Annotated in this window: 25 protein-coding genes and 1 pseudogene; 10 read left to right on the plus strand and 16 right to left on the minus strand. The window is 71.2% G+C overall.

Going from position 1 to position 26,451, the window contains the following annotated elements:
• Positions 1-112: 112 nt before the first annotated feature.
• Positions 113-697 (minus strand): TetR/AcrR family transcriptional regulator, encoded by a 585-nt coding sequence (locus tag BFF78_RS04750; RefSeq protein WP_227025709.1) that lies wholly within the window; start codon positions 695-697, stop codon positions 113-115.
• Positions 698-857: 160 nt separating this feature from the next.
• Between BFF78_RS04750 and BFF78_RS04755 the strand changes: the two genes are divergently transcribed.
• Both BFF78_RS04755 and BFF78_RS42630 read left to right on the plus strand, forming a co-directional pair.
• Positions 858-1,817, plus strand: a complete 960-nt coding sequence (locus BFF78_RS04755; protein ID WP_069777100.1) for an SDR family NAD(P)-dependent oxidoreductase — start codon at positions 858-860, stop codon at positions 1,815-1,817.
• A 123-nt stretch (positions 1,818-1,940) separates the two neighbouring features.
• Positions 1,941-2,335 (plus strand): annotated as a pseudogene (locus tag BFF78_RS42630) (SDR family NAD(P)-dependent oxidoreductase).
• A 148-nt stretch (positions 2,336-2,483) separates the two neighbouring features.
• Here BFF78_RS42630 and BFF78_RS04765 read toward each other — a convergent pair.
• Entirely contained in the window at positions 2,484-3,518 is a 1,035-nt protein-coding gene (locus BFF78_RS04765) for an alpha/beta fold hydrolase (RefSeq protein WP_069783386.1), read from the minus strand.
• 454 nt (positions 3,519-3,972) lie between these two features.
• Positions 3,973-5,223 carry an extracellular solute-binding protein gene (locus BFF78_RS04770; protein ID WP_069777102.1) on the minus strand — a complete coding sequence of 417 codons (1,251 nt, stop codon included), beginning with the start codon at positions 5,221-5,223 and terminating at the stop codon, positions 3,973-3,975.
• A 212-nt stretch (positions 5,224-5,435) separates the two neighbouring features.
• Between BFF78_RS04770 and BFF78_RS04775 the strand changes: the two genes are divergently transcribed.
• Positions 5,436-5,651 carry a dodecin gene (locus BFF78_RS04775; RefSeq protein WP_069777103.1) on the plus strand — a complete coding sequence of 72 codons (216 nt, stop codon included), beginning with the start codon at positions 5,436-5,438 and terminating at the stop codon, positions 5,649-5,651.
• Positions 5,652-5,664: 13 nt separating this feature from the next.
• Here BFF78_RS04775 and BFF78_RS04780 read toward each other — a convergent pair whose 3' ends face one another.
• Complete coding sequence (locus BFF78_RS04780) at positions 5,665-6,156, minus strand: phosphatase domain-containing protein (protein WP_069777104.1); 492 nt, start codon at positions 6,154-6,156, stop codon at positions 5,665-5,667.
• A gap of 65 nt (positions 6,157-6,221) precedes the next feature.
• Between BFF78_RS04780 and BFF78_RS04785 the strand changes: the two genes are divergently transcribed.
• The 3 genes from BFF78_RS04785 (at position 6,222) to BFF78_RS04795 (ending at position 9,860) form a co-directional block, all read left to right on the plus strand.
• Positions 6,222-7,229: an LLM class flavin-dependent oxidoreductase gene (locus tag BFF78_RS04785; protein WP_069777105.1), complete on the plus strand. Its 1,008-nt coding sequence runs from the start codon at positions 6,222-6,224 to the stop codon at positions 7,227-7,229.
• A 76-nt stretch (positions 7,230-7,305) separates the two neighbouring features.
• A complete protein-coding gene (locus BFF78_RS04790; protein ID WP_069777106.1) occupies positions 7,306-7,500 on the plus strand; it encodes an antitoxin in 195 nt (64 codons plus the stop codon).
• A 29-nt stretch (positions 7,501-7,529) separates the two neighbouring features.
• Positions 7,530-9,860, plus strand: coding sequence for an ATP-binding cassette domain-containing protein (locus BFF78_RS04795; protein ID WP_069777107.1), 2,331 nt, complete (start codon positions 7,530-7,532; stop codon positions 9,858-9,860).
• Positions 9,861-9,953: 93 nt separating this feature from the next.
• Here BFF78_RS04795 and BFF78_RS04800 read toward each other — a convergent pair whose 3' ends face one another.
• The 5 genes from BFF78_RS04800 to BFF78_RS04820 form a co-directional block, all read right to left on the minus strand.
• On the minus strand, positions 9,954-10,760 hold the full coding sequence (locus BFF78_RS04800; protein WP_069777108.1) for a lysophospholipid acyltransferase family protein: 807 nt from the start codon (positions 10,758-10,760) through the stop codon (positions 9,954-9,956).
• Positions 10,760-11,530 carry a GNAT family N-acetyltransferase gene (locus tag BFF78_RS04805; RefSeq protein ID WP_069777109.1) on the minus strand — a complete coding sequence of 257 codons (771 nt, stop codon included), beginning with the start codon at positions 11,528-11,530 and terminating at the stop codon, positions 10,760-10,762. Before BFF78_RS04805 ends, BFF78_RS04800 begins: the two co-directional genes overlap by 1 nt.
• 235 nt (positions 11,531-11,765) lie before the next feature.
• Positions 11,766-12,515 carry a succinate dehydrogenase/fumarate reductase iron-sulfur subunit gene (locus tag BFF78_RS04810; RefSeq protein ID WP_069777110.1) on the minus strand — a complete coding sequence of 250 codons (750 nt, stop codon included), beginning with the start codon at positions 12,513-12,515 and terminating at the stop codon, positions 11,766-11,768.
• Positions 12,512-14,461 carry a fumarate reductase/succinate dehydrogenase flavoprotein subunit gene (locus BFF78_RS04815; RefSeq protein ID WP_069777111.1) on the minus strand — a complete coding sequence of 650 codons (1,950 nt, stop codon included), beginning with the start codon at positions 14,459-14,461 and terminating at the stop codon, positions 12,512-12,514. The genes BFF78_RS04810 and BFF78_RS04815 overlap by 4 nt, the downstream gene beginning before the upstream one ends.
• Position 14,462: 1 nt before the next feature.
• On the minus strand, positions 14,463-15,134 hold the full coding sequence (locus tag BFF78_RS04820) for a succinate dehydrogenase (protein ID WP_069777112.1): 672 nt from the start codon (positions 15,132-15,134) through the stop codon (positions 14,463-14,465).
• A gap of 120 nt (positions 15,135-15,254) precedes the next feature.
• Here BFF78_RS04820 and BFF78_RS04825 point away from each other — a divergent pair, with 120 nt between their 5' ends.
• The gene (locus BFF78_RS04825; protein ID WP_069777113.1) at positions 15,255-16,139 is read left to right on the plus strand and encodes a LysR family transcriptional regulator; all 885 of its coding nucleotides are present in this window, start codon (positions 15,255-15,257) and stop codon (positions 16,137-16,139) included.
• An 8-nt stretch (positions 16,140-16,147) separates the two neighbouring features.
• Here the strand turns inward: BFF78_RS04825 and BFF78_RS04830 are convergent, their stop codons facing one another.
• The 5 genes from BFF78_RS04830 to BFF78_RS45975 form a co-directional block, all read right to left on the minus strand.
• A complete protein-coding gene (locus BFF78_RS04830; protein WP_069777114.1) occupies positions 16,148-17,413 on the minus strand; it encodes a protein kinase domain-containing protein in 1,266 nt (421 codons plus the stop codon).
• A 48-nt stretch (positions 17,414-17,461) separates the two neighbouring features.
• On the minus strand, positions 17,462-19,612 hold the full coding sequence (locus BFF78_RS04835; RefSeq protein WP_069777115.1) for a putative bifunctional diguanylate cyclase/phosphodiesterase: 2,151 nt from the start codon (positions 19,610-19,612) through the stop codon (positions 17,462-17,464).
• A complete protein-coding gene (locus tag BFF78_RS04840) occupies positions 19,609-20,421 on the minus strand; it encodes an SAM-dependent methyltransferase (RefSeq protein WP_069777116.1) in 813 nt (270 codons plus the stop codon). Before BFF78_RS04840 ends, BFF78_RS04835 begins: the two co-directional genes overlap by 4 nt.
• Before the next feature lie 259 nt (positions 20,422-20,680).
• Positions 20,681-21,649, minus strand: coding sequence for an SCO0930 family lipoprotein (locus tag BFF78_RS04845; protein WP_069777117.1), 969 nt, complete (start codon positions 21,647-21,649; stop codon positions 20,681-20,683).
• Between the two features lie 440 nt (positions 21,650-22,089).
• A complete protein-coding gene (locus tag BFF78_RS45975; RefSeq protein ID WP_193433412.1) occupies positions 22,090-22,311 on the minus strand; it encodes a hypothetical protein in 222 nt (73 codons plus the stop codon).
• 61 nt (positions 22,312-22,372) lie between these two features.
• Between BFF78_RS45975 and BFF78_RS45980 the strand changes: the two genes are divergently transcribed.
• Positions 22,373-22,510: a hypothetical protein gene (locus BFF78_RS45980; protein WP_159032940.1), complete on the plus strand. Its 138-nt coding sequence runs from the start codon at positions 22,373-22,375 to the stop codon at positions 22,508-22,510.
• A gap of 33 nt (positions 22,511-22,543) precedes the next feature.
• On the plus strand, positions 22,544-23,308 hold the full coding sequence (locus BFF78_RS04855; protein ID WP_069777119.1) for a bestrophin-like domain: 765 nt from the start codon (positions 22,544-22,546) through the stop codon (positions 23,306-23,308).
• Positions 23,309-23,461: 153 nt separating this feature from the next.
• Here the strand turns inward: BFF78_RS04855 and BFF78_RS04860 are convergent, their stop codons facing one another.
• Positions 23,462-24,457, minus strand: coding sequence for a hypothetical protein (locus BFF78_RS04860; protein ID WP_069777120.1), 996 nt, complete (start codon positions 24,455-24,457; stop codon positions 23,462-23,464).
• 333 nt (positions 24,458-24,790) lie between these two features.
• Between BFF78_RS04860 and BFF78_RS04865 the strand changes: the two genes are divergently transcribed.
• Complete coding sequence (locus tag BFF78_RS04865) at positions 24,791-25,483, plus strand: class F sortase (RefSeq protein ID WP_069777121.1); 693 nt, start codon at positions 24,791-24,793, stop codon at positions 25,481-25,483.
• Between the two features lie 49 nt (positions 25,484-25,532).
• Here BFF78_RS04865 and BFF78_RS04870 read toward each other — a convergent pair whose 3' ends face one another.
• Positions 25,533-26,375: a polysaccharide deacetylase family protein gene (locus tag BFF78_RS04870; protein ID WP_069777122.1), complete on the minus strand. Its 843-nt coding sequence runs from the start codon at positions 26,373-26,375 to the stop codon at positions 25,533-25,535.
• Between the last annotated feature and the right edge of the window lie 76 nt (positions 26,376-26,451).

The following is a 26,451-nucleotide window of genomic DNA, read 5'->3' on the forward strand; positions in this document are numbered from 1 at the left end:
TACCACCCAGGGCCGCGGCGAGCCGTGTCAGTATGGCTTGCCGCAGCTCCTGCTCGGTGGCTGCGGTGAGTGGACTCGTCGGACCACCGGGGCGGCGGTCGTGTGGATCGCGTCAGCTCGTCACGACGCCGTACAGGAGCAGGTCGATGAGTCTGGTGGCCAGGTCGCGTCGTTCTTCGCTGGCGGCCATGAGACTGATTCCGCCGAGGGCCATCAGTACGTCCGGCGCCTCGACCCCTGGCCGTGCCACCGACTGCCCCTTCGCGGCACCGAGCAGGTGGGCGATGGCGTCGGCGAGCATCGACCGGGTGTACATCTTCTCGCTCTCGTCGGTGAGGACCACGGCCAGCGCGTCGGCCATGCCCTGCTTGGCGGCCATGAAGTCGATGAAACGCTCCATCCAGGTCCGCAGCGCGTCCACCGGTGACTGTGTGGCGGTGAGGTGTTGTGCCGCCTCGCACAGGCGCTGCACTTCTTGCCGGTAGACCGCCTCGATCAGCAGTTCCTTGGAGGGGAACCGACGGTAGAGGGTGCCGACGCCGACACCTGCCGCACGGGCGATGTCCTTGACCGAGGCACCCGCTCCCTCACGGGCGAAGGCGGCCGCTGCCGCCTCCAGCAGCCGGTCCTCATTGCGTTGCGCGTCGGCGCGCAGCGGCCTGCCGTGCCGCGCCGATCCCCCCTCGATGCCGGTCACCGCCGACTCCCTTCCTCGCCACACTTGCAACCGGAACTGGTTCCGCTTACTTTCGAAGACGTAACCGGAACCAGTTCCGGATATGAGGGTACGACACCCCTGGCCGCGCGCCATCGGACGCGCGCTCGCCTCCCGATCCCGTCGCCTTCCTGGAGAACCCATGACCGACAACCTCCTCACGACCCCGTTCGGGGCACGGACCACCGCCGCAGAGGTACTGGCAGACATCGACCTGAGCGGTCGACGCGCCATCGTCACCGGGGGCGCTTCCGGCATCGGACGTGAAACCGCCCGGCTCCTGGCCGCCGCCGGCGCCGAGGTGACCATCGGCGTCCGCGACCTGGCCACGGGGGTACAGGTCGCGGAGGAGATCGCACCGGCAAACGGTCCGGGAACGGTCGACGCCGCGCCGCTCGACCTCGCCGACCAGAAGTCGGTGCACGCCTTTGTGGCGGCGTGGCGGGGGCCGCTGCACATCCTGGTCCTCAACGCCGGCGTGATGGCCTCGCCGCTGGAGCGGACGAAGGAGGGCTGGGAAATGCAGTTCGCCACCAACCACCTCGGCCACTTCGCCCTCGCCACCGGCCTGCACAGCGCCCTGGCAGCAGCCCATGGTGCACGCGTGGTCGCCGTCAGCTCGGTCGGCCACGTCAACGGCGGCGTGGTCTTCGACGACACCAACTTCGAGCAGCGCCCCTACGACCCGTGGGCCGCCTACAGCCAGTCCAAGACCGCCAATGTCCTGTTCGCGGTCGAGGCGGGGCGCCGCTGGGCAAGCGACCTCATCGCCGTCAACGCCCTCAACCCGGGCCGCATCACCAGCACCCGGCTCGGCCGCCACATCGGGGACATCTCCAACAGCCCGGCCTCGTTCGACCCCACCAGCACCGACGTGTCCTGGAAGAACATCGAGCAGGGTGCCGCGACCTCGGTGCTGCTCGCCGCCTCCCCCTTGGTCGAGGGTGTGACCGGCCGGTACTTCGAGGACTGCAACGAAGCCGGCCCGCACCGGCCTGGTGTGCGCCGGGGAGTCGCCGCCCACGCGGTGGACCTTCACAACGCGGCCCGCCTGTGGCAGGTCTCCCTCGACATGCTCGCGACCGTCTCCACGGCCGCCTGACGGAGCCCGTCCACCACCAGTAGCCGCGAGCCCGCAACGGGCGCTGGGCGGCCACCGCCGCATCGCCGCCGTCACGCCTTCCTGCCCCTGGTTTCGATCTCGGTCCAGATCAAGGAGACAGTCATGTCCGCACGTCTGCAGAACACCGTTGCCCTGGTGACCGGCGCCGGCAGTGGCAGCGGCGAGGCAACCGCCCTGAGCCTCGCCGCGGAGGGCGCGGCCGTCACCCTGGTCGCCCGACGCCGTGACCGGCTCGAGGAGCTGGCCGGGAAGATACGCGCCGAGGGCGGGGCGGCCCTCGTGGTGGAGGCCGACATCGCGGAGCGGGAACAGGCGACGGCCGCCGTGGAGCGTGTGGTGGTCGGACCGGTCGCCTGGACGTCCTCGTCAACAACGCGGGCGTGGGCATGGCCGAACCGGTCCTGAACGCGCCGGCTCAGGAATGGGAACCCATGCTGATGGTGAACCTCCAGGGCCTGCTCCATGCCACCCACGCGGCACGGCGGTCTAGAGCATGACCACTGGCCGGGATGGAGATGCCGCGCCCCGAGGACATCGCGGACACGGTCGACTTCCTCGTCACGCGCGACCGCCGAGTGTCCGTCAACGAGGTCCTCGTCCGTGCTTCCGAGCAGACCCGGTAAGTCCCTGGCGGCGCCGCACCGGTCAGAATCCGTCGACCTCCACGACAGCCGCCGCGAACCCCTGCGGGTCCTCCTGCGGAACGTTGTGACCTACGTCCAGGGTCCGGTGCGCGTACTTGCCCGCGAACTTCTTCCGATAGGCGGATCCGTTCCCCGGAGGGGTGAACGGATCGTGCGCTCCGTCGATGGTGATCGTCGGCACCTTGATGACCGGCGCCGCGGCCAGGCGCTTTTCCAGCCCGTCATACCGCGGCTGACCCTTCGCGAGCCCGAGGCGCCAGCGGTAGTTGTCGATCACGATATCGACGTAATCGGGGTTGCTGAATGCCGCTGCCGTCCGGTCGAAGGTCGCCTCGTCGAAGTTCCAGGTCGGAGAGTTGAACTTCCAGACCAGTCTGGCCAGATCGCGCCGGTACTCCTGGAGGCCGAGTACGCCTCTCTCGGTAGAGAAGTAGTACTGATACCACCACGCCCATTCACTCTTCGGTGGCGTCGGCATCTTGTTGGCTTCGACGTTCACAATGAGATAACCGGTCACCGAGATCAGCGCTTTGCAGCGCTCCGGCCAGAGGGCCGCGATGATGTCGCCCGTCCGCGATCCCCAGTCGTACCCGGCGAGAATGGCCTTGTCGATCTTCAGGGCGTCCATCAGCGCGACGATGTCGACGGCGAACGCCGATTGTTGTGCGTTCCTGGGCGTTTTGCTCGACAGGAATCGCGTGGTGCCATGGCCGCGCAGATAGGGGACGATCACCCTGTACCCCTTGGCCGCGAGCAACGGCGTGACCGCCTCGTAGCTGTGAATGTCGTAGGGCCAGCCGTGCATGAGCAGGACCGCCTGCCCATGGGCCGGTCCGGCTTCGACGTACCCCACGTCGAGTTCCCCGGCGTGGATCTGCTTCACCGGGCCAAAGGACGTCCGCTTCGCAGGATCGACCCCAGGATGAGCCATATGCTCTCGCGATTCCGATGGTGCTTGCGCACTGTCCCCCATACCGAACTGGGCCGTCACAGCAGTTGCGGCTGCGGCTCCAAAGAAGTGACGACGGCTATGCATGGGTCCGCGCATTTCCATCGGTGAATCTCCTTGTTCGAGGCGGGCGCCGGCAGGCCACGGACGGCGTGACGCCGAGGGAGGGGCCGGCAGTCGGATGTGTCCGATCTCCGTGGTCGAGGACCTTCATGGCTGGGCCCGCACGGCGCTTCGCTCCTCTGCCATGCAACACTCGTATGGCGGACGGCGCAACGTGACGGGACATGTACGCATTGCTCCATCCGGGCGATTCAGCGGTCGCCCGGCACGCATTCGACATAGTGCGTACGCGGACGCCGGCCCAGCCACCCGGCTGCGCAACTCCTCGGACCGGCGGTCCAGTTGACCGTTGGTGGCGCGGAACCCCATCCGCGCGTCGTGGCCCTGGATGCGGACGCGCCCCGGCTGACGGTCGACCCCGCGCACCGGCTCCTCACGGACGGCGGTCGACACCGTGCCCGTGCCCGCCCGCGACGGCTCACACGTCCGGCGCGAGTTCCTCGGTGATCTTGGCGGAGGCCCGGCGGGCCTCCGTCGCCGGGTCCGCTCCGCCCAGCACCCGGGTCATGTACTCCTTGATGGGGTTGTCGGCCTCGACGTCGGCCCACTGAGGGGTGCCGGGGGTCGCCCGGCCGTGTGCCGCGCCGGCGGCCATGGCGGCGACCCCCTCCTCACCCGCGACCGCGCTCGCCAGCGTGGTCTTGTTGGGCACGTAGTTCATGGTGCGGGCGAGTTCGGTGTCCCAGCGGGCGCCGACGAGCGCTCCGACGACGGCGGTCGCGGCGAACTGGTCCTTGGTGTGGCCGGCGACGACGAGGTCGGAGCCGCCGGTGAACACGGTGCCGGGCCGTGCGGCGCTCTTCCCGGGCACCGGGAAGAAGCCCAGTTTGTCCTTGAGCTCCGGGTTCTGCCGCACGATCGACTGGGCGAGCCCGGGTACGGCGACGATCTGCGCCACCTTGCCGCCGGCGAACACCCCGGCCTGGGGCGGGTGTTCCTCGTCGGCACCCACGGGGCCACGGCCCAGTGCCTGCAGCCGCCGGTAGAAGTCCATGCCGCGCAGCGCGGCCGGGGTGCCGAGGGTGCCCTCCCACTTGTAGTCCTTCTGCCGGGCGAGGTCGCCACCCTCGTCCCAGATGAACCCCGAGAGGGTGTACCAGTCCTGCCCGGCGAGGTAGATCCCCTGGTCGCCACCGGAGTTGAGCTTCTCGGTGTCGGCGAGCCAGTCCTCGCGCGTCTTCGGCGGGCGGGTGATGCCGGCCGCCTCGAAGAGGTCCTTGCGGTAGATGACGACGCGGTTGGCCGCGTACCAGGGGATGCCGTACTGCGCGTTGCCGTCCTCGCCGGGTTCGGCGAGGCCGGGCAGCCACTGGTCCTTGCCCCAGTCGCGCATCGACTCCAGGGTGAGGTCGGCGAGTTTGCCGCCGTCCGCGTAGAGCGGCACCTGGGTGTTGCCGACCTCGATGACGTCGGGGCCGTCGCCGGAGCCGGCCTCGAGTGCCGCGCGGACCTTGTCGACGATGCCGGTCCATTCCTGGATGCGGATGTCCAGGCGCAGGTCCTTGTGGGTGCGTTCGAAGTCGGCGGTGAAGCGCCGGAGGAAGTCCTGGGAGGCGCTGTCCTTCATCAGCCACACGGTGACGGTCTTGCGTTCGTGCCCCGGGAGCATCCCGCAGGCGCTCACGAGGGAACCGGTGATACACACGAGGGCGAGCAGACGACGTCTCACGAGGGGTCCTGTTCTGTCTGGCACGGCGATGCGGACAGGGGCGGGGGCCCGACGTGGGGGGACGAGCAGTGCCGCTCGTACGGGTGTGCTGGATTTTGGTATGGACCAATGCGGAGGGTCAAGCGCTACCGCGAGATATCCGCGGGACATCGTGCGGGCGGGGCGGGGATGGGGCACGGTGGAGTACGGCGTGACACGAGAGGAGCACCCTCATGTCGAATCACACCTACCGGGTCACCGAGATCGTCGGCACGTCGCACGAGGGCATCGACCAGGCCATCCGCAACGGCATCGCCCGTGCCGACCAGACCCTGCGCAACCTGGACTGGTTCGTGGTGACGGAGGTTCGCGGGCAGATCGAGAACGGGCGGATCGAGCACTACCAGGTGGGGCTGAAGGTGGGCTTCCGCATCGAGGACGCGGACTGACCCTCTCCTGGCGTCAGGTGCGGCCCTCCCGCTCCTGGGCGTCCTGAAGTGCCTCGGACTTCGCGGCCCAGCGGGCGCGCACGACGGTGAACCCGGCGCGCTCGGCGTCGTCGCAGACCAGTTCGTCGTCGTCCACGAGGACACGGATGTCGCGGTCCTGGGCGAGCCCGCGCAGGATCTCGAGCTTGGTGAACCGGGCGGGCCGGCGGTCGGCGTTGCCCCGCATGTGCACGCGCCCCTCCGGCAGCCCATGGGCCGCGAGCCAGTCCAGTGTGTCGCGCCGGCACCGCTCGGGGCGGCCGGTGAGATAGACCACCTCGCACGTGCGGGCGCTCTCCATGGCGAGCGCGATGCCCTCGGCGAGGGGCGGGTCCGCGGGCGCGGCGGCGAAGAAGGCGGCCCAGTTCTTCGGCCGGACTTCCAGGAAGTGCTGCCGGTGGGCGGTGTCGGCCAGGGTGTTGTCGAGGTCGAACACGGCGAGCGGACGCCTGGTGCTGTCGGTCACGGGGCCACCTTAGCCAGGCGGCGACGAGCCAGGAATTCCCGGGCCGCCAGGGCGTTGAACACTGCGTGAGCAGCACCGTGATCACCCGGACCCGGTTCTCCGTCCTCGACCGTTCCCGCACCCGCGAGGGGCATCCGCCCGGCGAGGCGCTGCGGGACACCGTCGTGCTGGCACGGGAGGCGGAGGCGTTGGGCTATCACCGTTTCTGGGTGTCCGAGCACCACGGTGTGCCGGGCGTCGCGGGCTCCGCGCCGACCGTGCTGGCCGCCGCGGTCGCCTCGGCCACCCGCACGATCCGGGTCGGCACCGGCGGGGTGATGCTGCCCAACCACCAACCCCTCGTCGTCGCCGAGCAGTTCGGTGTCCTGGAGTCCCTGTTCCCGGGGCGGATCGACATGGGGCTCGGGCGGTCCGTCGGCTTCACCGACGGGGTGCGCAAGGCCCTCGGCCGGGACAAGGAGGACGCCGAGGACTTCGCCGCGCAGCTCGGCGAGCTGCTGGGCTGGTTCGAGGGCGGCTCACCGGCGGGGGTACGGGCGCGCCCCGCGGAGGGGCTGCGGGTGCCGCCGTTCGTACTGGCCGTGGGCGACGGCGCGCGGATCGCGGCGCACGCCGGAGTGCCGATGGTCATCGGTGATCTGCGGGGCCGCGAGAAGATGCTGCGCGGCATCGACCGGTACCGGTCCCTGTTCCGCCCCTCCCCCTGGGCGTCCGAGCCGTACGTCGTGATCTCCGGCACGATCGCGGTGGCCGGCACCGAGGCTCAGGCCCGGCGGCTGCTGGTCCCGGAGGCCTGGTCGATGGCGTACGCGCGCAGCCACGGCGCCTTCCCGCCGCTCGCCCCGGCCGAGGAGACCGAGGTACGTCCGATGACCGCGAAGGAGCGCGGGTTCTACGAGGCCGGTCTCGCCGGGCACATCGCCGGAACCGGGGACCAGGTCGTCCACGAGCTGGAGACGGTGCTGAAGGAGACGGGCGCCGACGAGGTCCTGGTCACCACCAGCAGTTACGACCGCACGGCTCTGCTGGACTCCTACCGGCGGCTCGCCGCCCTGTTCGCGCCGGGCGGCTGACCGGGTTTCGAGATGCGAACCCGGCCGGGGCCGGTGACCCTGGGAGGGGAAACCTCAAGCGACGAGGAGGGGCGCCATGTCCTTCAAGGACAAGCTCAAGGGCATGCTCAAGGGTCACGAAGACATGGCCGACAAGGGCATCGACAAGGGCGGCGACTACGTCGACCAGCGGACCGGAAACAAGTACCAGTCGCAGGTCGACGCCGCGCAGGACAAGGCGAGGGACGAGTTCGGCACCCGGCCGAACCGGGACAACCCTCCGCAGTCGTAGTGCACGGGGGCGGATAGAGTCTCCCCTCTATGCACAGCCCACATGATCCCTACGTCCGTGTCCGCGGCGCCCGTGAGCACAACCTCAAGGGCGTCGACGTCGACATCCCGCGGGACGTGCTGGCCGTGTTCACCGGTGTGTCCGGTTCGGGGAAGTCGTCCCTGGCGTTCGGCACGATCTACGCCGAGGCACAACGGAGGTACTTCGAGTCGGTCGCGCCGTATGCGCGCAGGCTGATCCACCAGGTCGGGGCGCCCAAGGTCGGCGAGATCACCGGGCTGCCGCCGGCGGTCTCGCTGCAGCAGCGCCGCGCGGCCCCCACCTCGCGTTCCTCGGTGGGCACGGTCACCAATCTGTCCAACTCCCTGCGCATGCTGTTCTCCCGCGCCGGCACGTATCCGCAGGGCGCGGAGCGGCTCGAGTCGGACGCGTTCTCGCCGAACACGGCGGCCGGTGCCTGCCCCCGGTGTCATGGCCTGGGCCAAGTGCACCGCACCACCGAGGAGTTGCTGGTTCCCGATCCCGCGCTGTCCATCCGCGAGGGTGCCATCGCCGCCTGGCCCGGCGCCTGGCAGGGCAAGAACCTGCGCGACATCCTCGACGCGCTCGGCTACGACGTGGACCGGCCGTGGCGCGAACTGCCCGCGGAGCAGCGGGAGTGGATTCTGTTCACCGACGAGCAGCCGGTGGTCACCGTCCACCCCGTCCGGGACGCCGACCGCATCCAACGGCCCTACCAGGGCACGTATATGAGCGCCCGCCGGTATGTGCTGAAGACGTTCTCGGACACCAAGTCGGCGTCGCTGCGGGCGAAGGCGGAACGCTTCCTGACCAGCGGGCCCTGCCCGGCGTGCGGGGGCAGCCGGCTGCGACCCGAGGCGCTCGCGGTGACCTTCGGCGGCCGGACCATCGCCGAACTGGCCGCGCTGCCGCTGACCGACCTCACGGCACTGCTCGACGGACACGACGAGACCGCCCGGGTCCTCACCGAGGATCTGAAGTCCCGGATCGCCCCGGTCGTCGAGCTGGGCCTCGGCTATCTGAGCCTGGACCGGTCCACCCCGACCCTGTCGGCGGGCGAGCTGCAACGGCTGCGGCTCGCCACGCAGTTGCGTTCCGGGCTGTTCGGCGTGGTGTACGTGCTGGACGAGCCGTCCGCCGGACTGCACCCGGCGGACACCGAGGCCCTGCTGACCGTGCTGGACCGGCTGAAGGCCGCGGGCAACTCGGTGTTCGTGGTGGAGCACCACCTGGACGTCGTGCGCGGCGCCGACTGGCTGGTGGACGTGGGTCCCGGCGCGGGCGAGCACGGCGGACGCGTGCTGTACAGCGGGCCGCCGGCCGAGCTGGCGTCGGTGGAGGAGTCGGCGACGGCCGTGTTCCTCTTCGACGAGTCACCCGGCCCGGCGCGTGAAATCCGCGAGCCGCGCGGCTGGTTGACGGTGGGCCCGGTGACCCGGCACAACCTGCGCGCGGTGACGGCCGAGTTCCCACTCGCCGCCTTCACCGCCGTCACCGGGGTCTCCGGATCCGGAAAGTCCACGCTGATCGGCGAGTTGACGGAGGAACTGGAGCACGTGGACCGGCTGGTCCGCGTCGACCAGCGGCCGATCGGCCGCACCCCGCGCTCCAACCTGGCCACCTACACCGGTCTGTTCGACGTCGTCCGCAAGGTGTTCGCCGCAACCGAGGAGGCGCGGGCGCGCGGGTACGGCGTCGGGCGGTTCTCCTTCAACGTGGCGCAGGGACGCTGCGAGACCTGTCGGGGCGAGGGTTTCGTCAGCGTCGAGCTGCTGTTCCTGCCGAGCACCTACGCGCCCTGCCCGGACTGCGACGGCGCCCGCTACAACCCCGAGACGCTGGAAGTGACGTACCGGGGACGGAGCATCGCGGAGGTGCTCGATCTGACGGTGGAGGCCGCGGCGGAGTTCTTCGCCGACGTCCCGGCCGCCGCCCGCAGCCTCGGCACCCTGCTCGACGTGGGCCTCGGCTATCTGCGGCTCGGGCAGCCGGCGACCGAGCTGTCCGGCGGAGAGGCACAGCGGATCAAGCTGGCCAGCGAGCTGCAGCGCGGCCGGCGCGGCCACACCCTCTACCTGCTGGACGAGCCGACGACCGGGCTGCACCCGGCCGACGTGGAGGTCCTGACGGACCGGCTGCACGGGCTGGTCGACGCCGGGCACACGGTCGTGGTGGTCGAGCACGACATGACGGTGGTCGCGGGCGCGGACTGGGTCATCGACCTGGGTCCCGGTGGGGGTGACCGGGGCGGCCGTATCGTGGCCTCGGGTCCGCCGGAGCGGGTCGCCATGGCGGCGGGCAGTGCGACGGCACCCTATCTGGCGCGGGTGATGCCCTGAGCCGGGTTCCAGTCGCTGCGATCGGCCTTCTTGCAGCGGATCACGGACTGGACCGGCCTGCCGTCCGCTCACCGCGCGGGCACCGGTGTGCGGTTACGACACCAGCACGGCGTGGGTCCAGGCGGGCTCCGGGCCGACCGGCTGGGCCGCCTGGGCGAGGGAACGGCGATCGGGGTGGGCGCCGGGTGGGATCGGGGCATGTATCTCCACCTCCGCGACCAGGCCCCGGGTGCGGGCCACCCGCCACAGGGAGGCGAGCAGGGTGTCCTCGCCGACGAACGCCGCCGCCGTGCTAGGCCCGCCACCGGACTGCCGGTAGCGCAGTCCGACCGGCTGTACGGGCGCGCCCGCGTCGAGTGCGGCCTGGAAGACGGCCCGGCGGAAGCGGCCCTGGGCCCGTCCGCACCAGGTGCTGCCCTCGGGGAACGCGGCCACGGCCGCGCCCTCCCGCAGCGCTCCGGTGATCCGGGCGACCGTCTCGGGCAGGGCGCGCAGCCGGTCCCGGTCGATGAACAGGACGCCACCACGTGCGGCCAGCGGGCCCGCCACCGGCCACTGCCGGATCTCGGTCTTGGCGAGCATCCGCGCGGGACGCACGGCGGCCAGCAGCGGGATGTCCAGCCACGAGACATGGTTGGCGACCAGCAGCAGCCCGCCGGCCGGTGCGGCGGTGCCGGTGAAGCGGACCTGGACGCCCATGGCCCGCACGATCGCCCGGCACCACCGCCTGACCCACTCGGCGGGGATCCGCCCGCCGAGCGGGGACAGCGCGATCCCGGCCAGCATCAAGGCCACGACCGCGGTGAGCCGCAGCACGGCACGGGGTACGGCCGCGGCGGCCCGGGCGGGCTCCACACAGGCGCCCGGGGTGCAGGGCGCGCTGGGCAGCCAGACGCTCATCAGGCGGGCACGAGGGAGAGGAAGTGCCGCAGATAGCGCGGGTTCACCCGGCGCATCGACAGCAGCACGTACAGGTCGGCGACCCCGAAGTCCGGGTCGTGCGCGGGCTCGCCGCACACCCAGGCGCCGAGGCGCAGGTAGCCGCGCAGCAGGGCGGGCAGCTCGCTGCGTCCGGCCGGGGCCTCGGCGTTCGGGAGCCACGGCAGCAGCGGCCGTACCCGGTACTCCTCGGGGGCCAGGTGCTTGTCTCGCACCCGCTCCCAGGTGGCCGTCGCGAGGGCCCCGCCGTCGGCGAGCGGCACCGAGCAGCAGCCCGCCAGCCACTCGCGCCCGTGGTCGACCATGTAGCGGGCTATCCCGGCCCAGATCAGGCCGATGACCGCGCCGTCGCGGTGGTCGGGGTGCACACAGGAGCGGCCGACCTCGACGAGTCCGGGCCGGATCGGGTCGAGCGCGGCGATCTCGAACTCGCCCTCGGAGTAGAGCCGGCCCGCGACCGCGGCGCGCTCCGGCGGCAGCAGCCGGTAGGTGCCGACGACCTGCCCGGTGCCGGTGTCCCGGACGAGGAGGTGGTCGCAGTACGCGTCGAAGGCGTCGACGTCGAGTCCCGGCTGCGGCGTGGCCAGCAGGGCCCCCATCTCACCGGCGAAGACGTCGTGCCGCAGCTGCTGGGCGGCCCGCACGTCGTCCTCGTTCCGGGCGAGGGTGACGGTGTAGCGGGTCGGGGCCGCGGGCTGTGGGGGGCGGTCGAGGGTGGAAACGCCGGTCATGGCTCTCTCCTGGTCACGGGCCGGTTCGGCGACGGCGGCGGGCCTGTGCGTACGGCCCGCCGCTCCTGTTCTTCCGACGCCGGTTGGCCGATGCGTGACCTGTGCCCGGAGAGGGGATGTGGGAATGCTGAACGCCGGGGTCCCGGCGATCAGCGGAAAACCAGACGGGGCCGGTGAGCACCACTCCCGGCCCCGCCCGTTCGCCTGTGCGACGAACGCTCTCGCAGCTTCGGCGCTACCTCTTGCCCACCTTGCGGGTGGCCCTCAGCCACTCCTTGTTCATGCTGGTGATCGACACGAGCGGAATGCCCTTGGGGCAGGCGGTGGCGCACTCACCGGTGAGGGTGCACCCGCCGAAGCCCTCCTCGTCCATCTGCGCCACCATGTCCAGCACCCGCGTCTCCCGCTCGGGCGCTCCCTGGGGCAGCACATTCAGGTGGTTGACCTTGGCGGAGGTGAACAGCATCGCCGCCCCGTTGGGGCACGCGGCCACACACGCCCCGCACCCGATGCACTCCGCGTGCTCGAACGCGAAGTCGGCGTCGGCCTTCGGCACCGGCGTGGCATGCGCCTCCGGCGCGGATCCGGTGGGCGCGGTGACGTAGCCGCCGGCCTGGATGATCCGGTCGAACGCGGACCGGTCGACGACCAGGTCCTTGATCACCGGGAAGGCGGCGGCCCGCCACGGCTCGATGTCGATCGTGTCGCCGTCCTTGAAGGACCGCATGTGCAGCTGGCAGGTGGTGGTGCGCTCGGGACCGTGCGCGTCGCCGTTGATGACGAGCGAGCACGCGCCGCAGATGCCCTCGCGGCAGTCGTGGTCGAACGCGACCGGCTCCTCGCCGGAGAGGATGAGCTGTTCGTTGAGGACGTCCAGCATCTCCAGGAAGGACATGTCGGACGAGATGCCGTCCACCTCGTATGTGGACATGGCGCCTTCGGCGTCGGCGTTCTTCTGCCGCCAGACGCGCAGGGTGAGCTTCATGCGTAGCTCCGCTGGGTGGGGTGGACGTACTCGAAGACCAGGTCTTCCTTGTGCAGGACGGGTGCCGCACCGGTGCCGGTGAACTCCCAGGCCGCCGCGTAGCCGAACTCCTCGTCCCTGCGGGCGGCCTCGCCGTCGGGGGTCTGGGACTCCTCGCGGAAGTGGCCGCCGCAGGACTCGGCGCGGTGCAGCGCGTCGAGGCACATCAGCTCGGCGAGCTCCAGGTAGTCGACGATCCGGTTGGCCTTCTCCAGCGACTGGTTGAACTCCTCGCCGGTGCCGGGCACCTTGATGCGCCGCCAGAACTCCTCGCGGATCTGCGGGATGCGCTCCAGGGCCTTGCGCAGCCCGGAGTCGGTGCGGGCCATGCCGCAGAACTCCCACATCAGCTCGCCGAGTTCACGGTGGAAGGAGTCGGGGGTGCGGTCGCCGTCGACGGACAGGAGCAGGTTCAGCCGGTCCTCGGTCTCCGCCAAGGCCTCCTGGACCACGGGGTGTTCGGGGGTCACCGGGTCCTGGTGGGGGTTGCGGGCCAGGTAGTCGTTGATGGTCGCCGGGAGCACGAAGTAGCCGTCGGCCAGGCCCTGCATCAGCGCGGAGGCGCCGAGCCGGTTGGCGCCGTGGTCGGAGAAGTTGGCCTCGCCGACCGCGAACAGGCCCGGGACGGTGGTCTGCAGGTCGTAGTCGACCCACAGGCCGCCCATCGTGTAGTGCACGGCCGGGTAGATGCGCATCGGCACCTGGTACGGATCCTCGTCGGTGATCCGCTGGTACATGTCGAAGAGGTTGCCGTACTTCGCCTCGACCGCCCCCCGGCCCATCCGCTGGATCGCGTCGGCGAAGTCCAGGTAGACGCCCTGGCCGCCGGGGCCCACTCCCCTGCCCTCGTCGCAGACGTTCTTCGCGGCACGAGAGGCGATGTCCCGCGGGACCAAGTTGCCGAAGGACGGGTAGATGCGTTCCAGGTAGTAGTCGCGCTCGTCCTCGGGGATCTGGTTCGGCGGACGGGTGTCGCCCTTGGCCTTGGGCACCCAGATCCGGCCGTCGTTGCGCAGCGACTCGCTCATCAGCGTCAGCTTGGACTGGTGGTCGCCGGTGCGCGGGATGCAGGTCGGGTGGATCTGGGTGAAGCAGGGGTTGGCGAAGTAGGCGCCGCGCCGGTGCGCCCGCCAGATCGCGGTCGCGTTGGAGTTCATGGCGTTGGTCGACAGGTAGAAGACGTTTCCGTACCCGCCGCTGGCCAGTACGACGGCGTCCGCGAAGTAGGTGTCGATCTTGCCGGTGATCAGGTCACGGGCCACGATGCCGCGCGCCCGCCCGTCCACGACGATCAGGTCCAGCATCTCGGTGCGCGGATGCATCTCCACGTTGCCCGCGGCGATCTGCCTGCTGAGGGCCTGGTAGGCGCCGAGGAGGAGCTGCTGGCCCGTCTGGCCGCGGGCGTAGAAGGTCCGTGACACCTGTACGCCGCCGAAGGAGCGGGTGTCGAGCAGACCGCCGTACTCGCGGGCGAAGGGCACGCCCTGGGCCACGCACTGGTCGATGATCTCGACCGAGATCTGCGCGAGCCGGTGGACGTTCGACTCCCGCGCCCGGAAGTCGCCGCCCTTGACGGTGTCGTAGAAGAGCCGGTGGATCGAGTCCCCGTCGTTGCGGTAGTTCTTCGCCGCGTTGATGCCTCCCTGTGCGGCGATGGAGTGGGCGCGGCGCGGGGAGTCCTGGTAGCAGAACTGGACGACGTGGTAGCCCTGTTCGGCGAGGGTCGCGCCCGCGGAGCCGCCGGCGAGGCCGGTGCCGACGACGATGATCGTGTGCTTGCGCCGGTTGGCGGGGTTGACCAGCTTGGCCTCGAAGCGGCGCTTGTCCCAGCGCTCGTGGATCGGGCCGGACGGGGCCTTGGAGTCGGTGACCGGCTCGCCCGTCGCGTAGTTCACGTATTCGGTCATGTCAGCTCACCACTCCGGTCATGACGCCCACGGGTACGGCGATGAATCCGGCCGTGAGCAGCAGCGCGAGGACGTTGGCGATGGTCTTCAGGGCGCGGTCGCGGGCGCGGCTGCCGACGCCGAGGGTCTGCGCGGCGCTCCAGAAGCCGTGCCGGATGTGCAGGCCGAGCGCGAGCATCGCGACGATGTAGATGACGTTGCTGTACCAGTGGGAGAAGTCGTCGACGACGTTCTGGTACGGGTGCCCGGCCTGGAAGTGGCCCGGGTGCACGGTGCCGGTGGTCAGGTCCAGGACGTGCCAGACGATGAACAGGCCGAGGATGGTGCCGCCCCAGCGCATGGTGCGGGTGGCGTAGCTCGCCCGGGGCTTGCTGTGCACGTACTTGCTGGGCCGCGCCCTGATGTCACGGCGGCTGAGCTGGTACGCGGACGTGGCGTGGGCGACCACGGCGACGACGAGGACGATCCGGATGAGCCAGAGCGTCCACTCGTAGTGCATGAAGGGTTCGCCGACGGTGCGCAGCCAGTGGGCGTAGTGGTTGAACTCGCCCGCTCCGAAGAAGATCTTCAGATTGCCGATCACATGCGCGACCAGGTACAGCAGCATGATCACGCCGCTGACCGCCATCACCGTCTTCTTGCCGACGGAGGAGTCCCACATCGTGCGCGCCATGGACGGCCGTCGGTCCGTCCGCGTTGCCAGAGCCATGGGACAGCACGCTAGGGGCGCGGGGTCCGATCAGTCCAAGACATGGTCCAGCTCGTTTCCATAGCCGGAAGCTATCCTTGCAGGGTGCAGTTCCAGCAGCTCCAGTACTTCGTCGCCGTCGCCGAGACCCGGCACTTCACCCGCGCCGCCGAGCTGGTGCATGTCGCCCAGCCGTCGCTGTCGCAGCAGATCAAGGCGCTGGAGCGGGAGCTGGGTGCGGATCTGTTCCTGCGCGCCCGGGGCAACATCACCCTCACCGACGCCGGCGAGGCGCTGCTGCCACTGGCCCGGCGAATCCTGGCCGACGCGGACACCGCCCGCTACGAGGTGCAGGAGCTCGTGCAGCTGCGGCGGGGCCGGGTGCGGCTCGGGGCGACGCCCAGTCTGTGCACGGGCCTGCTGCCGGATGTGCTGCGCGCCTTCCACGACCGCTATCCCGGTATTCAGCTGCTGATCGAGGAGGGCGGCTCGCACGACCTGGTGCGGGAACTGGCCCGGGGCGCGCTGGACCTCGCTCTGGTCGTGCTGCCGCTGCCGACGCCGTCACCGGCGCTCACCACCGTGGAGCTGCTGCGGGAGGACCTGGTCGTGGTGTCCTCACCGGAGGCGCCGGCGCCCGGCCGGGGCGGGCGAGTGGTGCACATCGCCGATCTGGAGGGTGAGCGTCTGGTGATGTTCCGGCACGGCTACGACCTGCGGGAGCTGACCGTGGCGGCCTGCCGTGCCGAGGGCTTCGAGCCGGACTTCGCGGTGGAGGGCGGCGAGATGGACGCGGTCCTCGGCTTCGTACGGGCGGGGCTCGGCGTGGCCGTCGTACCCCGCATGGTCGCGACCAGGTCCGGGCGGGGCCTCAGGGTGACCCCGCTGGCCAGGCCGGGTCTGCACCGCACGATCGCGCTGGCCCACCGCAGCGACGTGGCTCCGCCGCGGGCCGCGCGGGAGTTGCAGCGGATGCTGCTGGAACGCTGAGACGGGCTCTAGCGGTGCTTGCCTTGGTAGGGGTTGGCGCGCGCGTTCAGGAAGTAGTTGAAGATCCCGAGCCCCACCCCCAGCGGGATCGCCGTCCACCAGGGCGCCAGCAGCCAGCACAGCACCAGCGCGACCGAGCCGACGGCCAGGGGCGCGGCGGCGGAGGGGAGCGGGGCGGGTGAGGCCGGCGCGGGCTCCGCGAGCACGCGGTCGTGGGCCGGCGCGAGCCGGGCGGCGGAGCCGTCCGGTGTACCGGCGGCCATGGTCGCCACAGGCGCGGGCGCCGGGCGCGAAGAGGCGGGCAGGGCGCGGGGGTCGGCCGCCGGCCCCTCGGGCATCGACCGGCCGGGTCCGCCTTCGTCGACCGCCGTGCGCGCGGGCGCCGTTGCGCTCGCCCCGCCGGGTGCCGGTCCGCCGAGCTCGGCCAGCCGCGCCCGGACCTCGGCCGCCGTCGCCGGGCGGGCGTCCGGGTCCTTGGCCAGCAGGTCGAGGATCAGCCCGTCCCAGGCCGGCGGCAGTCCGGGGCGCAGCCGGCCGGGCGGGACCGGTGGCTCCTCGATGTGCCGGAGCAGGACCGCATGCCAGGTGGCGGCCTCGAACGGAGGCCGGCCGGTGACGAGTTCGTACAGGATGCAGCCGAGCGCATACAGGTCGGTACGGGCGTCCACCGGGACGTCCCCGCGGGCCTGCTCCGGCGACATGTAGGCGGGCGTTCCGACGATCTGGCCGGTGACCGTCAGGGTGGTGGTGGCGCCGGGCCCCTCCAGAACGCGGGCGATACCGAAGTCCAGGACCTTCACCGGGCGGTCCTCGGGTGCTGCCCCGTCGTCGCCGGTCACCAGGACGTTGCCCGGCTTCATGTCCCGGTGCACGATCCCGGCCGTGTGGGCGGTGCCGAGGGCGCGGCACATCTGGCCGGCCCAGCGTACGGTGTCGGCCGGGGACGGCAGACCCTCGCTGATCACCTGCGCCAGGGAACGGCCGCGCACCAGCTCCATGACCAGGTAGGGCACCTCCTCGCCGGCGTCCTCGCGGGCCGTGCCCAACTCGTAGACGGTGACGATGTGCGGGCTCGTCAGCCGGGCGGCGGCCCGTGCCTCACGCTGGAAGCGAGCGGCCAGGGTCGGGTCACGGTGGGCGGCGAGACCGGTGAGGAGCTTGACCGCGACCTCGCGGTGCAGATGCCCGTCGTGTGCCCGCCACACCTCCCCCATGCCGCCCGCACCGATCCGCTCCACCAGCCGGTAGCGCCCGTCCAGCAGCCCCTGCGGCATGCGTCCCCCCTGTGCCCCTCGCGCCTCGCGCAGGCCGCCCACCCTATGTCAGCCCGTCGCGTCCACCAGTGCAAGCTCGTGCAGCCGCTCCGGTGGGCCCGGCCGGGCGTAGTACCAGCCCTGGGCCGTGTCGCAGCCCAGTATCCGCAACTGCTCGGCCTGGGCGCCGGTTTCCACGCCCTCGACGGTGACCGCGAGGTCGAGGCTGTGGGCGAGGGAGACGATCCCCTCGACGATCTTCAGGTCGACGGGGTCTGCGGGGAACTGCTGCATGCCCCGGGTGAAGGAGCGGTCCAGCTTGAGGATGCGCACCGGGAGGCGGCGGAGATTGGCCAGGTTCGAGTAGCCGGTGCCGAAGTCGTCGAGGGCGATGTCGACGCCCATCTCGGCCAGCCGGCGCAGGGGTTTGAGCAGATCGTCGTCGGCGCCGATGAGCGCGGACTCGGTGACCTCCAGGCACAGGGCGTCCGGTGCGACGCCCGCGCGCTCCAGGATGTCGACGGTCTCCTGGACGAGGCCCGGATGGCTGAGCTGGCACGGCGACAGGTTGACGTTGATGCGCAGGGGACCCGCGGCCGTCTCCTCGCCGTGGCGTTCTCGCCAGGCGCGGGCCTGCCGGATGGACTCCTCCAGCACCCACCGGCCGAGCGGCACGATCAGACCGGTGTGCTCGGCGAGCGGGATGAAACGGTCGGGCCCGAGCACGCCGTGCTGCGGATGCAGCCAGCGGACCAGCGCCTCGGCGCCGCGCACACTGCCGTCGCCGAGGTGGACGAGCGGCTGGTACTCGATGAAGAACTCGCCGCGTTCCAGGGCCGTGGGCAGGGCCGTGGTCAGGCCGTGGCGGGTGATCGCGCGGGCGTCGGCCTCCGGGTCGGCGAGTTCGCAGCGGTTGCCGCCTGCCGACTTCGCCCGGTACATGGTGATGTCCGCGCTGCGCAGGACTTCCGCGGCGGTGCGCTCCCCGGCCGGCCCCTCGACAATGCCGAGGCTGCCGCGCACCATCAGATCCCGGCCGTCGATGCTGATCGGGGTGATCAGGGCGTTCATGATGCGCTCGGCGAGTTCGTCCACCGAGCGCTCGGTGCCCGGCCCGGTGGTCAGGGCCACGAACTCGTCGCCGCCGAGCCGGGCGACCATCTCGCCGGGCGCGGTCGCGCAGGACTGCAGCCGGTCGGCGACCTCCACCAGGAGCCGGTCGCCGGCCGCGTGCCCGAGGCTGTCGTTGACGGTCTTGAAACCGTCCAGGTCGAGATAGCACAGCCCGAAGCGCTGGCCCTCCCCCGCGTTCAGCGCCTTCTCCAGGCGCTCGAAGAACAGCGAGCGGTTGGGCAGGCCGGTGAGCGCGTCGTGCGTCGCCTCGTAGCGCAGCCGGAGGTTGAGCAGCCGGCGCTCGGTGGTGTCCTCCATGAGCGCGAGCTGGTATTGCGGGGCGCCGTCGGCGTCGCGCAGCAGGGAGACCGTCAGGTTGGTCCACAGGACCGTGCCGTCGGGGCGGTTGAAGGCCTTTTCGAGGTGGTAGTGCTCGCGCTCGCCGCGGATGAGTTCGTCGTAGAGCTTCCAGGTCTGGGGCGCGTCCTCGGGGTGCACCCAGTCCTGCACGCGGCGACCGCGCAGGGCCTGGTCGGAGAGCCCGAACATGCGCAGCAGCGCCTGGTTGACCTGGAGGACGTTGCCGTCGAGGTCGGCGATGCCGATCCCTATGGCCGCGCCCTCGAAGACCGCGCGGAAGCGGGCCTCGCTGGCGTGCAGGGCCTGGGCGACCACGCCCTGCGCCCTGAGCGCGGCCTGGGCGATGGACTCCTGCTCGGTGAGGGTGCGTTCGCGCAGCGCCTCGGCGTACCCGGCGGCCATCGCGTGCTGCAGCCGTGAGCAGCGCAGGCGCGGTTCGTCCTGGGGGCCGTCCTCGGTCTCGGCGCAGTACAGCACCAGATAGGCGTCGACGCAGTCCAGGGTCCGGGTCAGCGCCTCGGGGTCGGTGCAGTGCGCGCCGACCAGGGCGCCGCCCACCGCCTTGGCACCGTCCGCGTCGAAGCCCCGGGCCCGCAGCAGCTCGCTCAACCGGCGTGCGAGCGGGAGGAGTTGCTCCTCGAACTCCGCTCGGGTCGACGACGTGGAGGTCACCGCGTAGAGCGCCCGGCTCCAGATCGTCGTGAACCGGCGCAGTCTGTCCTCCGGCCCGTCCGGTTCCGCGCTCACGCCGTACGCCCCACGCCGGCGAATCCGGAGAAGGCGAACGGATCCTCGTCCTCCGGCGCCGACTCCGGCCGCCAGTGCGGCATCGGCACCAGTCCCGGTTCCACCATGTCGTACCCCTCGAAGAACCGCGCGATCTCGTCGCGCGAGCGCATGATCAGCGGGTTGCGAATGTCCTTGTATACGTCCACCGCACCCTCGGCCCGCTCGGCGGGCACCGGGATTCCCTCGTACGAGGCATGGGTGAGGATGAGCAGGCTGCCGGGCGCGAGCGCCTCGCGCAGCTCGGCCACCGCACCGTAGGGGTCGTCCGCGTCTTCCACGAAGTGCAGTATGGCAACGAGGAGGAGGGCGACCGGCCGGTTCAGGTCGATCAGCCGCTCCACCTGGGGGCTGGAGAGGATCTCCTGGGGCTTGCGGAGGTCCGCGGCGACCACGTCCGCGCCGTCGTTGCCCGCCAGTACCGCCTGGCTGTGCGCGACGGCGACCGGGTCGTGGTCGACGTAGACCACGCGGGCGCCCGGTGCGGCGGCCTGAGCCACCTCGTGGACGTTGCCGAAGGTCGGGATGCCGGAGCCTATGTCGAGGTACTGGGTGATGCCCTCCTGGGCCGCGAACCGCACGGCGCGGCGCATGAACGCCCGGTTGGCCTGCATGATCTTCGGCAGGCCCGGCATGAACTCCATCGCCTTGCGGGCCGCTTCCCGGTCCACCTCGAAGTTGTGCGAGCCGCCCAGGTAGTAGTCGTAGATCCGCGAGACGCTCGGCACCGAGATGTCGATGCTCCGTGGGGCCCAGGCGGGACGCTCCATGTATCTCTCCGAGCTGTAGGCGACAGGGACAGGCGATCCGGTGTTCGAGCAGAGGCTACTGATCGCCCGCCAAAGGAGCGACCCGAAACGGAAATTGACCGTCCGTTCCCCGCCACTGCCTGTGGCAAGTGCCCGTATGGCCCCGCTGTGTAACGGATTCCGGTACAAACAACGGTCCGCCCCCTCCGTGCGGTGCGGAGGGGGCGGACCTTCGGTGGCGCTCCGGGTCGGGCGGGGCGATCGACCCTGGGGAGGTGATCTAGTTGCCCGGCGCGCCGACCGGCTTGCCGTCGGGCGAGACGGCGTACCAGGTGCCGCCCACGCCCTGACCGTTGGTGTCGCCGGGGGCCTTGTCCCCGGAGAAGGTGTAGATCGGCCAGCAGTTGACCGTCATCTGCTGGACACCGTCGGGTCGGGTGAAGCCCATCAGGCCCTTCTTCTTGACCCCCTCGGTGTCCTGGGGCTTGACGATGCCGACGGCCGGCCACTTCACCAGGCAGGCACCGGTGCAGTTCGAGACGGACTTCGGCCAGGCCTTGTCCTTCATGAAGCGGTAGACCGTCATGCCGTTCTTGTCGACGACGATGTCGCCCAGCTTGGGGTCCTTGCGGACGGACAGACCGGGCAGGGCGGCCAGGGAGGCCTTCTTGCCGTTCGGGGCCAGCGCGAACCACTTGCCGCCCACGCCCTGGCCGTTGACGTCTCCGCCGTTGACGTCCTTGACGTAGCGGTAGGCGGGCCAGCCGCCGATGGTGAGCTGCTTGGTGCCGTCGGCGCGGGTGACCTCGCCGAGCAGCGCCTTGTCGACGCCGGCGCCGGCGGTGGCGTCACCGGCGGGCACCGGCGGCCAGGTGCTGGCGCAGTCGCCGTTGCAGTTCGACTTGGGCGGATTGGCGGTGTCCTTGTCGAACCGGTAGAGGGTGAGGCCGGCGCCGTCGGTGAGCACGCTGCCGAGGTCGGGGTTGGCGGCCACGGTCAGCTTGCCCGCCGGGGCGGCCTGGGTCGGGGAGCTCGAGCTCTGGTTGCCGTCGGCGCCGTAACCGTTCTGCGATCCCGTGCCGGTGCCGACGCCGGCGCCGGAGGTCGGGCTGCCCGCGGGCGCCGTGGCCCCGACGTTCTGGGCCGCCGATGCCGGGGTGGTGCTGTTGTCCTGACCGCACGCCGTCGTCAGCGCCAGCACCGCGGCGGCTGTGGCCACCAGTGAGGCGGTCCGCCAGGAGGTCTTCATCTCCAACTCCCCATGTTTGCCTGGATGTTGCAGCGCCTGCCGCGCCGCCGCACGGTCATGGGTACGCACCGAGGGGGGCGGAGTGTTCAACGGGGAGGGGAAGTTCTTCGGGAATTTCTTTCCGGACCCTGTGACCCGCACCGTTGTCCGGGTTCGGACGGTCGTACGTTTCGCGCCAATAGCACTCTGTGCCGCGTCAAACCGTTGTTCGCACCGAATACCCCCTTCGAAGCAATCCGGGCGCACTACGGCATACGACAGGGTTTCGCACCCCATGATCGTCGCGTGCATGGACCCGAAGTGACCCGATGCGCGTCCGCCGCACGGGTGTTGGCCCTGGTGACGCTGACCTGGACCCTGGTGGGCTGTCCGGTCGGCAGCGCGTCGGCCGACGCCTGTGCGTACGCCTCGACGGGCCCGGACGGCACGGCGGCGGTGGCCTACGCGGGCAGCCACCACTGGCCGATCCCGCCGCCCTGCCCGACGCCCACCCCGCCCCCGTGCCCGCCCACGCCCACGCCCACGCCTACGCCGACACCGACCCCGTCGCCGAAGCCGCCGCCACCGAAGCCGACTCCGCGGCCGGCACCGAAACCCCGCCCGAGGCCGCCGGCCCGGCCCGCCCCGGCCCCGCCGGCCCCACGGCCTGCGCCGACGCCCACCCCCACACCGGCGCCCAAGCCCAGGCCCGCGCCGACACCGAAGCACGCTCCGCGCCACTCCGTGACCCCGGTCAGGTATCCGGCGTACCACCCGCACCCCGTCGCGCACGCCGCGCCGGACCACACCACGCCGGTCGTCTACGTCCTGCTCATCACCGTTCCGGCGATCGTCGCCGTGGCGGCCCTGCGCCCGCGCTGACACGCCGGCCAGCTCACCTTCTGGAGGTATCCGTTGCCGGATTGGCTTGTTCTCGTCCTCGCGATGCTCGGGGCCTGTGCCGTGGTGGTGGTCATCACGCTCCTACGGCACAAGCGGGCTCCCGAGGACGAGGACCCCAACGAGACGCCGGACGTCATCGAGTACATGACCATGTGGATCGGCGTCGTGTACGCCATCGTCCTGGGGCTGGCCATCGCGGGCGTGTGGGAGGCCCACAGCTCCGCCCAGGACCACGCGCAGTCCGAGGCCCAGGCCCTGCACGAGATCTCGGAGCGGGTCCGGGTCTATCCGACGGACGTCCGTGACCGGATCCGGAGCGACGTCAACGCCTATGTCGCCTATGTCGTCGACCACGAGTGGAAGACGATGTCCCGCGCCGAGCACGTCTCCGACCACGGCACCCAGCTGCTGCAGAAGGTCCGCCAGGACGTCACCGACTACCGGCCGAAGAACGACTTCGAGGCGCAGGCATACCAGCCGCTGCTGGACCAGATGACCGCCGCCGACCAGGCACGCAACGCGCGCGCCGACTCCACCGGGCCCACCATGCCGCCGGTGGTGTGGTGGGGGCTGCTCACCGGGGCAGTGGTCACCATCGGCATGGTGTTCGCGCTGCAGATCCGCCGTACCACACGCGAACTGGTCCTGGCCGGGCTGTTCTCCGCGACCATCGCGTTCATGCTGTTCCTCATCTGGGACTTCGACGCCCCTTACAGCCGGGGCATCGCGGTGACCGCGGAACCGTTCGTGAACATGTTCCCGGGCGTGACCGGATAGCCCCTCCGGCCACAGGAGCGTTGTCCCCGAGGGGGCACACCCGTGCCCCCTGCGCGCCGCTTCGCCCCGGCACCCGTGAGGGACCGGGGCGATCGTGTGCCCCACGACGCATGCCGTGCCAAGGGCAGCGACGAAAGGACCGGACGGCGGGCGTCAGATCCGCTTCTCGTTCCGGCGGCGCAGCCAGAACCAGCCGCCCCCGATGAACGCCGAGGCCACGAGTCCGCCGCCGATGACCATGTCGGTCGACGTGGCGCCGGAGGAGCGGCCGCCGCCGGCACCGCCGCGGACGCCGCCCAGCACGGTGAACGCGGCCTCGCGGACCAGGGTGTGGCCGTCGCAGCGCACGGTGATGTCGTAACGGCCGGGGCGGGCGTCGCGGTCGATGGGGATGCCGGCGCGCGAGGTGTCGTCGCGGAACGAATTGAGCTGGGTGGTGGGGAAGGCGCGGGAGGACAGGGTGCCGCCCCGGCAGCCGTCCGCGGCGACGGTGAGCCGGTCCCCGGCCGAGAGCACTCTGGGGGTGGCGATGATGTTCCGGGGCCCGCTGCCGCCGCTGCCGCCGGAGTCGTCCCCGTGACCACCGGAGTCGTCGCCCCGACCACCGGAGCCCTCCGCACGACCACCGGAGTCGCCGCCCCGGCTGCCGGAATCGTCGCCCCGGCCACCGGAATCGCCGCCCCGGCCACCGGAATCCTCCGCACGACCACCGGAGTCGCCGCCCCGACCACCCGAGTCCTCCGCACGGCCACCGGAGTCGCCGCCCCGGCTGCCGGAGTCGTCGCCCCGACCTCCGGAGCCCTCCGCACGGCCACCCGAGTCGCTGCCCCGGCCACCGGAGTCGCCGCCCCGGCCGCCGCCCCTGTTGTCGTTGCCCCTGCTGACGTTGCCCCTGCTGACGTCGTCCCTGCTGGCATCGTCCGCTTGGCCCGGCTCGCGGGCGCAGTCGCAGTCGTCCTTGTCCCGGGAGTGACCGTGGATGCCGCGGCCGAAGTCGTTGGCGGACGCTCCCCCGCGGTTGCCGATGCCCTCGCTGCTACTGAACGGGCCGCCGCCGTTGCCCATGCCGTCCGCGACGGCCACGGGGGCGGCGAGCCCGAGCATGGCGACCGCGGCGCACGCGGCCACCACGGCACGTTGATTTCGCATGTGATCCTCCGCGGGAGGCGCCCCGGGTCACGTCCCCGGTGGCTTCGGCGAGAAATCGCCTCCCGGGAAGACCCTCGGGCGCGCGGAACACGCCCGCATGTCGAGAATCGTCCGTCCTGGTGAGGCAACACGCCGCACGGAAAACACATAATCGGATATTGCCGCAGGTCACGGACCGTCAGAATTTTTCCGTGGACGGCAACTCGGATGGCGCACCGCGAAGGCCGCGGGCCACCCGTTCGCCGATCGCCCCGTCGCCCGTCGCGCGCACGGGATTTAGCGTTTCTCCATGAGCGAGGGACGGGTGACGGCCGCACCGAGAGGGGATGGCGAATGTCTGCGTTCAGGCTGTCCGAGCTTGCCGAAGAGGAGGAGCGGCGGAGGAAGCGCGCCCCGTGGGGCGTGACAGCGCTTCTTCTGCTGTCCGGCCTCGCGCTCATTCGCAATGGCTCCGGGGAGTTCGACGTCGGTCCGCCGCAGCCCGCCTCGGCCGCCGCCCCGGACACCCGTACCGCCCCGGACACCCGTACCGGCGCGGCCACCCTCGCCGCCGCGGCTGCGGCACCGCTCGGGTTCTCCGCCGTCGACCGGGTCCGGATCCCCGCGATCCAGGTGAACGCGCCGGTCACGCCCGTCGGCCTGAACCCGGACGGCTGGATCGGCGCGCCCCCGCCGGAGGACCGCAACCTGGCCGGCTGGTTCACCGGCGCGGTCTCCCCCGGCGAGAACGGCACCGCCGTCGTCGTCGGGCACGTCGACAACAAGCAGGGCCCCGCCGTGTTCTACGGCCTCGGGGCCCTGAAGAAGGGAGACCGGATCGCAGTCCTGCGCAAGGACGGAAAGACGGCGGTGTTCGAGACCTATGGGGTCGAGCTCTTCTCGAAGAACGGCTTTCCGGGCGCCCGGGTCTACGGCTCGAAGGGCCGGCCGGAACTGCGGGTCATCACCTGCGGCGGCGGTTTTTCCCGGCAGAACGGTTACGACGGGAATGTCGTCGTCTTCGCCCGCCTGGTCGCGGTGAGCTGAACCACCGGAGCCGGGCGGGCGAATGTCCGGGAAAAGAGCCGGAAAACGGCTACGCGCGCCGGCGCGGCACGGTCATGTGGTATCCGGACTCGAGGAGATGGGGCAGCCATTCCCGGATCGCGTGGACGGTCTGCGAGCGGTCGCCCCCGGCATCGTGCGAGAGCACCACGACCCCGGGGGCGGCGCCGCTCTCCACCCGGTCGATGATGGTGTCGGTACCGGGTTCCATCCAGTCGGTGGTGTCGACCGTCCAGGCCATGGGCTCCATGCCCATCTCGGCGCCCAGTTGGAACGCGGCCCGGTTCCAGGCGCCGTAGGGCGCGCGGAACCACTGCGGGCGCTCGCCGTAGCAGTCCTCGATGACGTCGCTCGTGCTCTCCATCTCGTCGCGGATCTCCCTGCGGTTGAGGGCGGTCAGCAGCGGATGCGTCCAGGTGTGGTTGCCGACGGCATGGCCCTCCTCGGCCATCCGGGCCACCAGCTCCTTGTTGTCGACGACACACTCGCCGCACAGGAAGAACATCGCCGGCACGTCGTACTTGGCGAGGGTGTCCAGGATGTGCGGGGTGTAGTCGGGGTCGGGGCCGTCGTCGAAGGTCAGCATCATGTGCCGGCCGCGCCCGGAGATCCGCAGGATGGGCTCCTTGCGGACCTTCAGTTTCCGCGGCGCGGCCCGTGGCGGTCCGTCACCCGTGAGCGGCTGGAGCCGGAAGGCGGACGACTTGGGCGTCTGACGGGCCTGCGGACCGTGGGCCGGGGCGGGGGCGGCGGCGGTTCCGGCGGTTTCCTCGGCACCGCCCGCGAGGAGGACTCCGGCGGTACCCGCGGCCCCCAGCGCGGCGGCGCCGGCGAACAGCATTCTGCGCCGTGTGAACAACTGATCCTTCTGCATGACTCTCATCAGTCGCCCCACCGGCCTGCGGCGGACCACAACGACACCGGTGCGGCGGCGGGAAACACCCGGACGG

The organism is Streptomyces fodineus, assembly GCF_001735805.1.
GTDB classification, from domain to species: domain Bacteria; phylum Actinomycetota; class Actinomycetes; order Streptomycetales; family Streptomycetaceae; genus Streptomyces; species Streptomyces fodineus.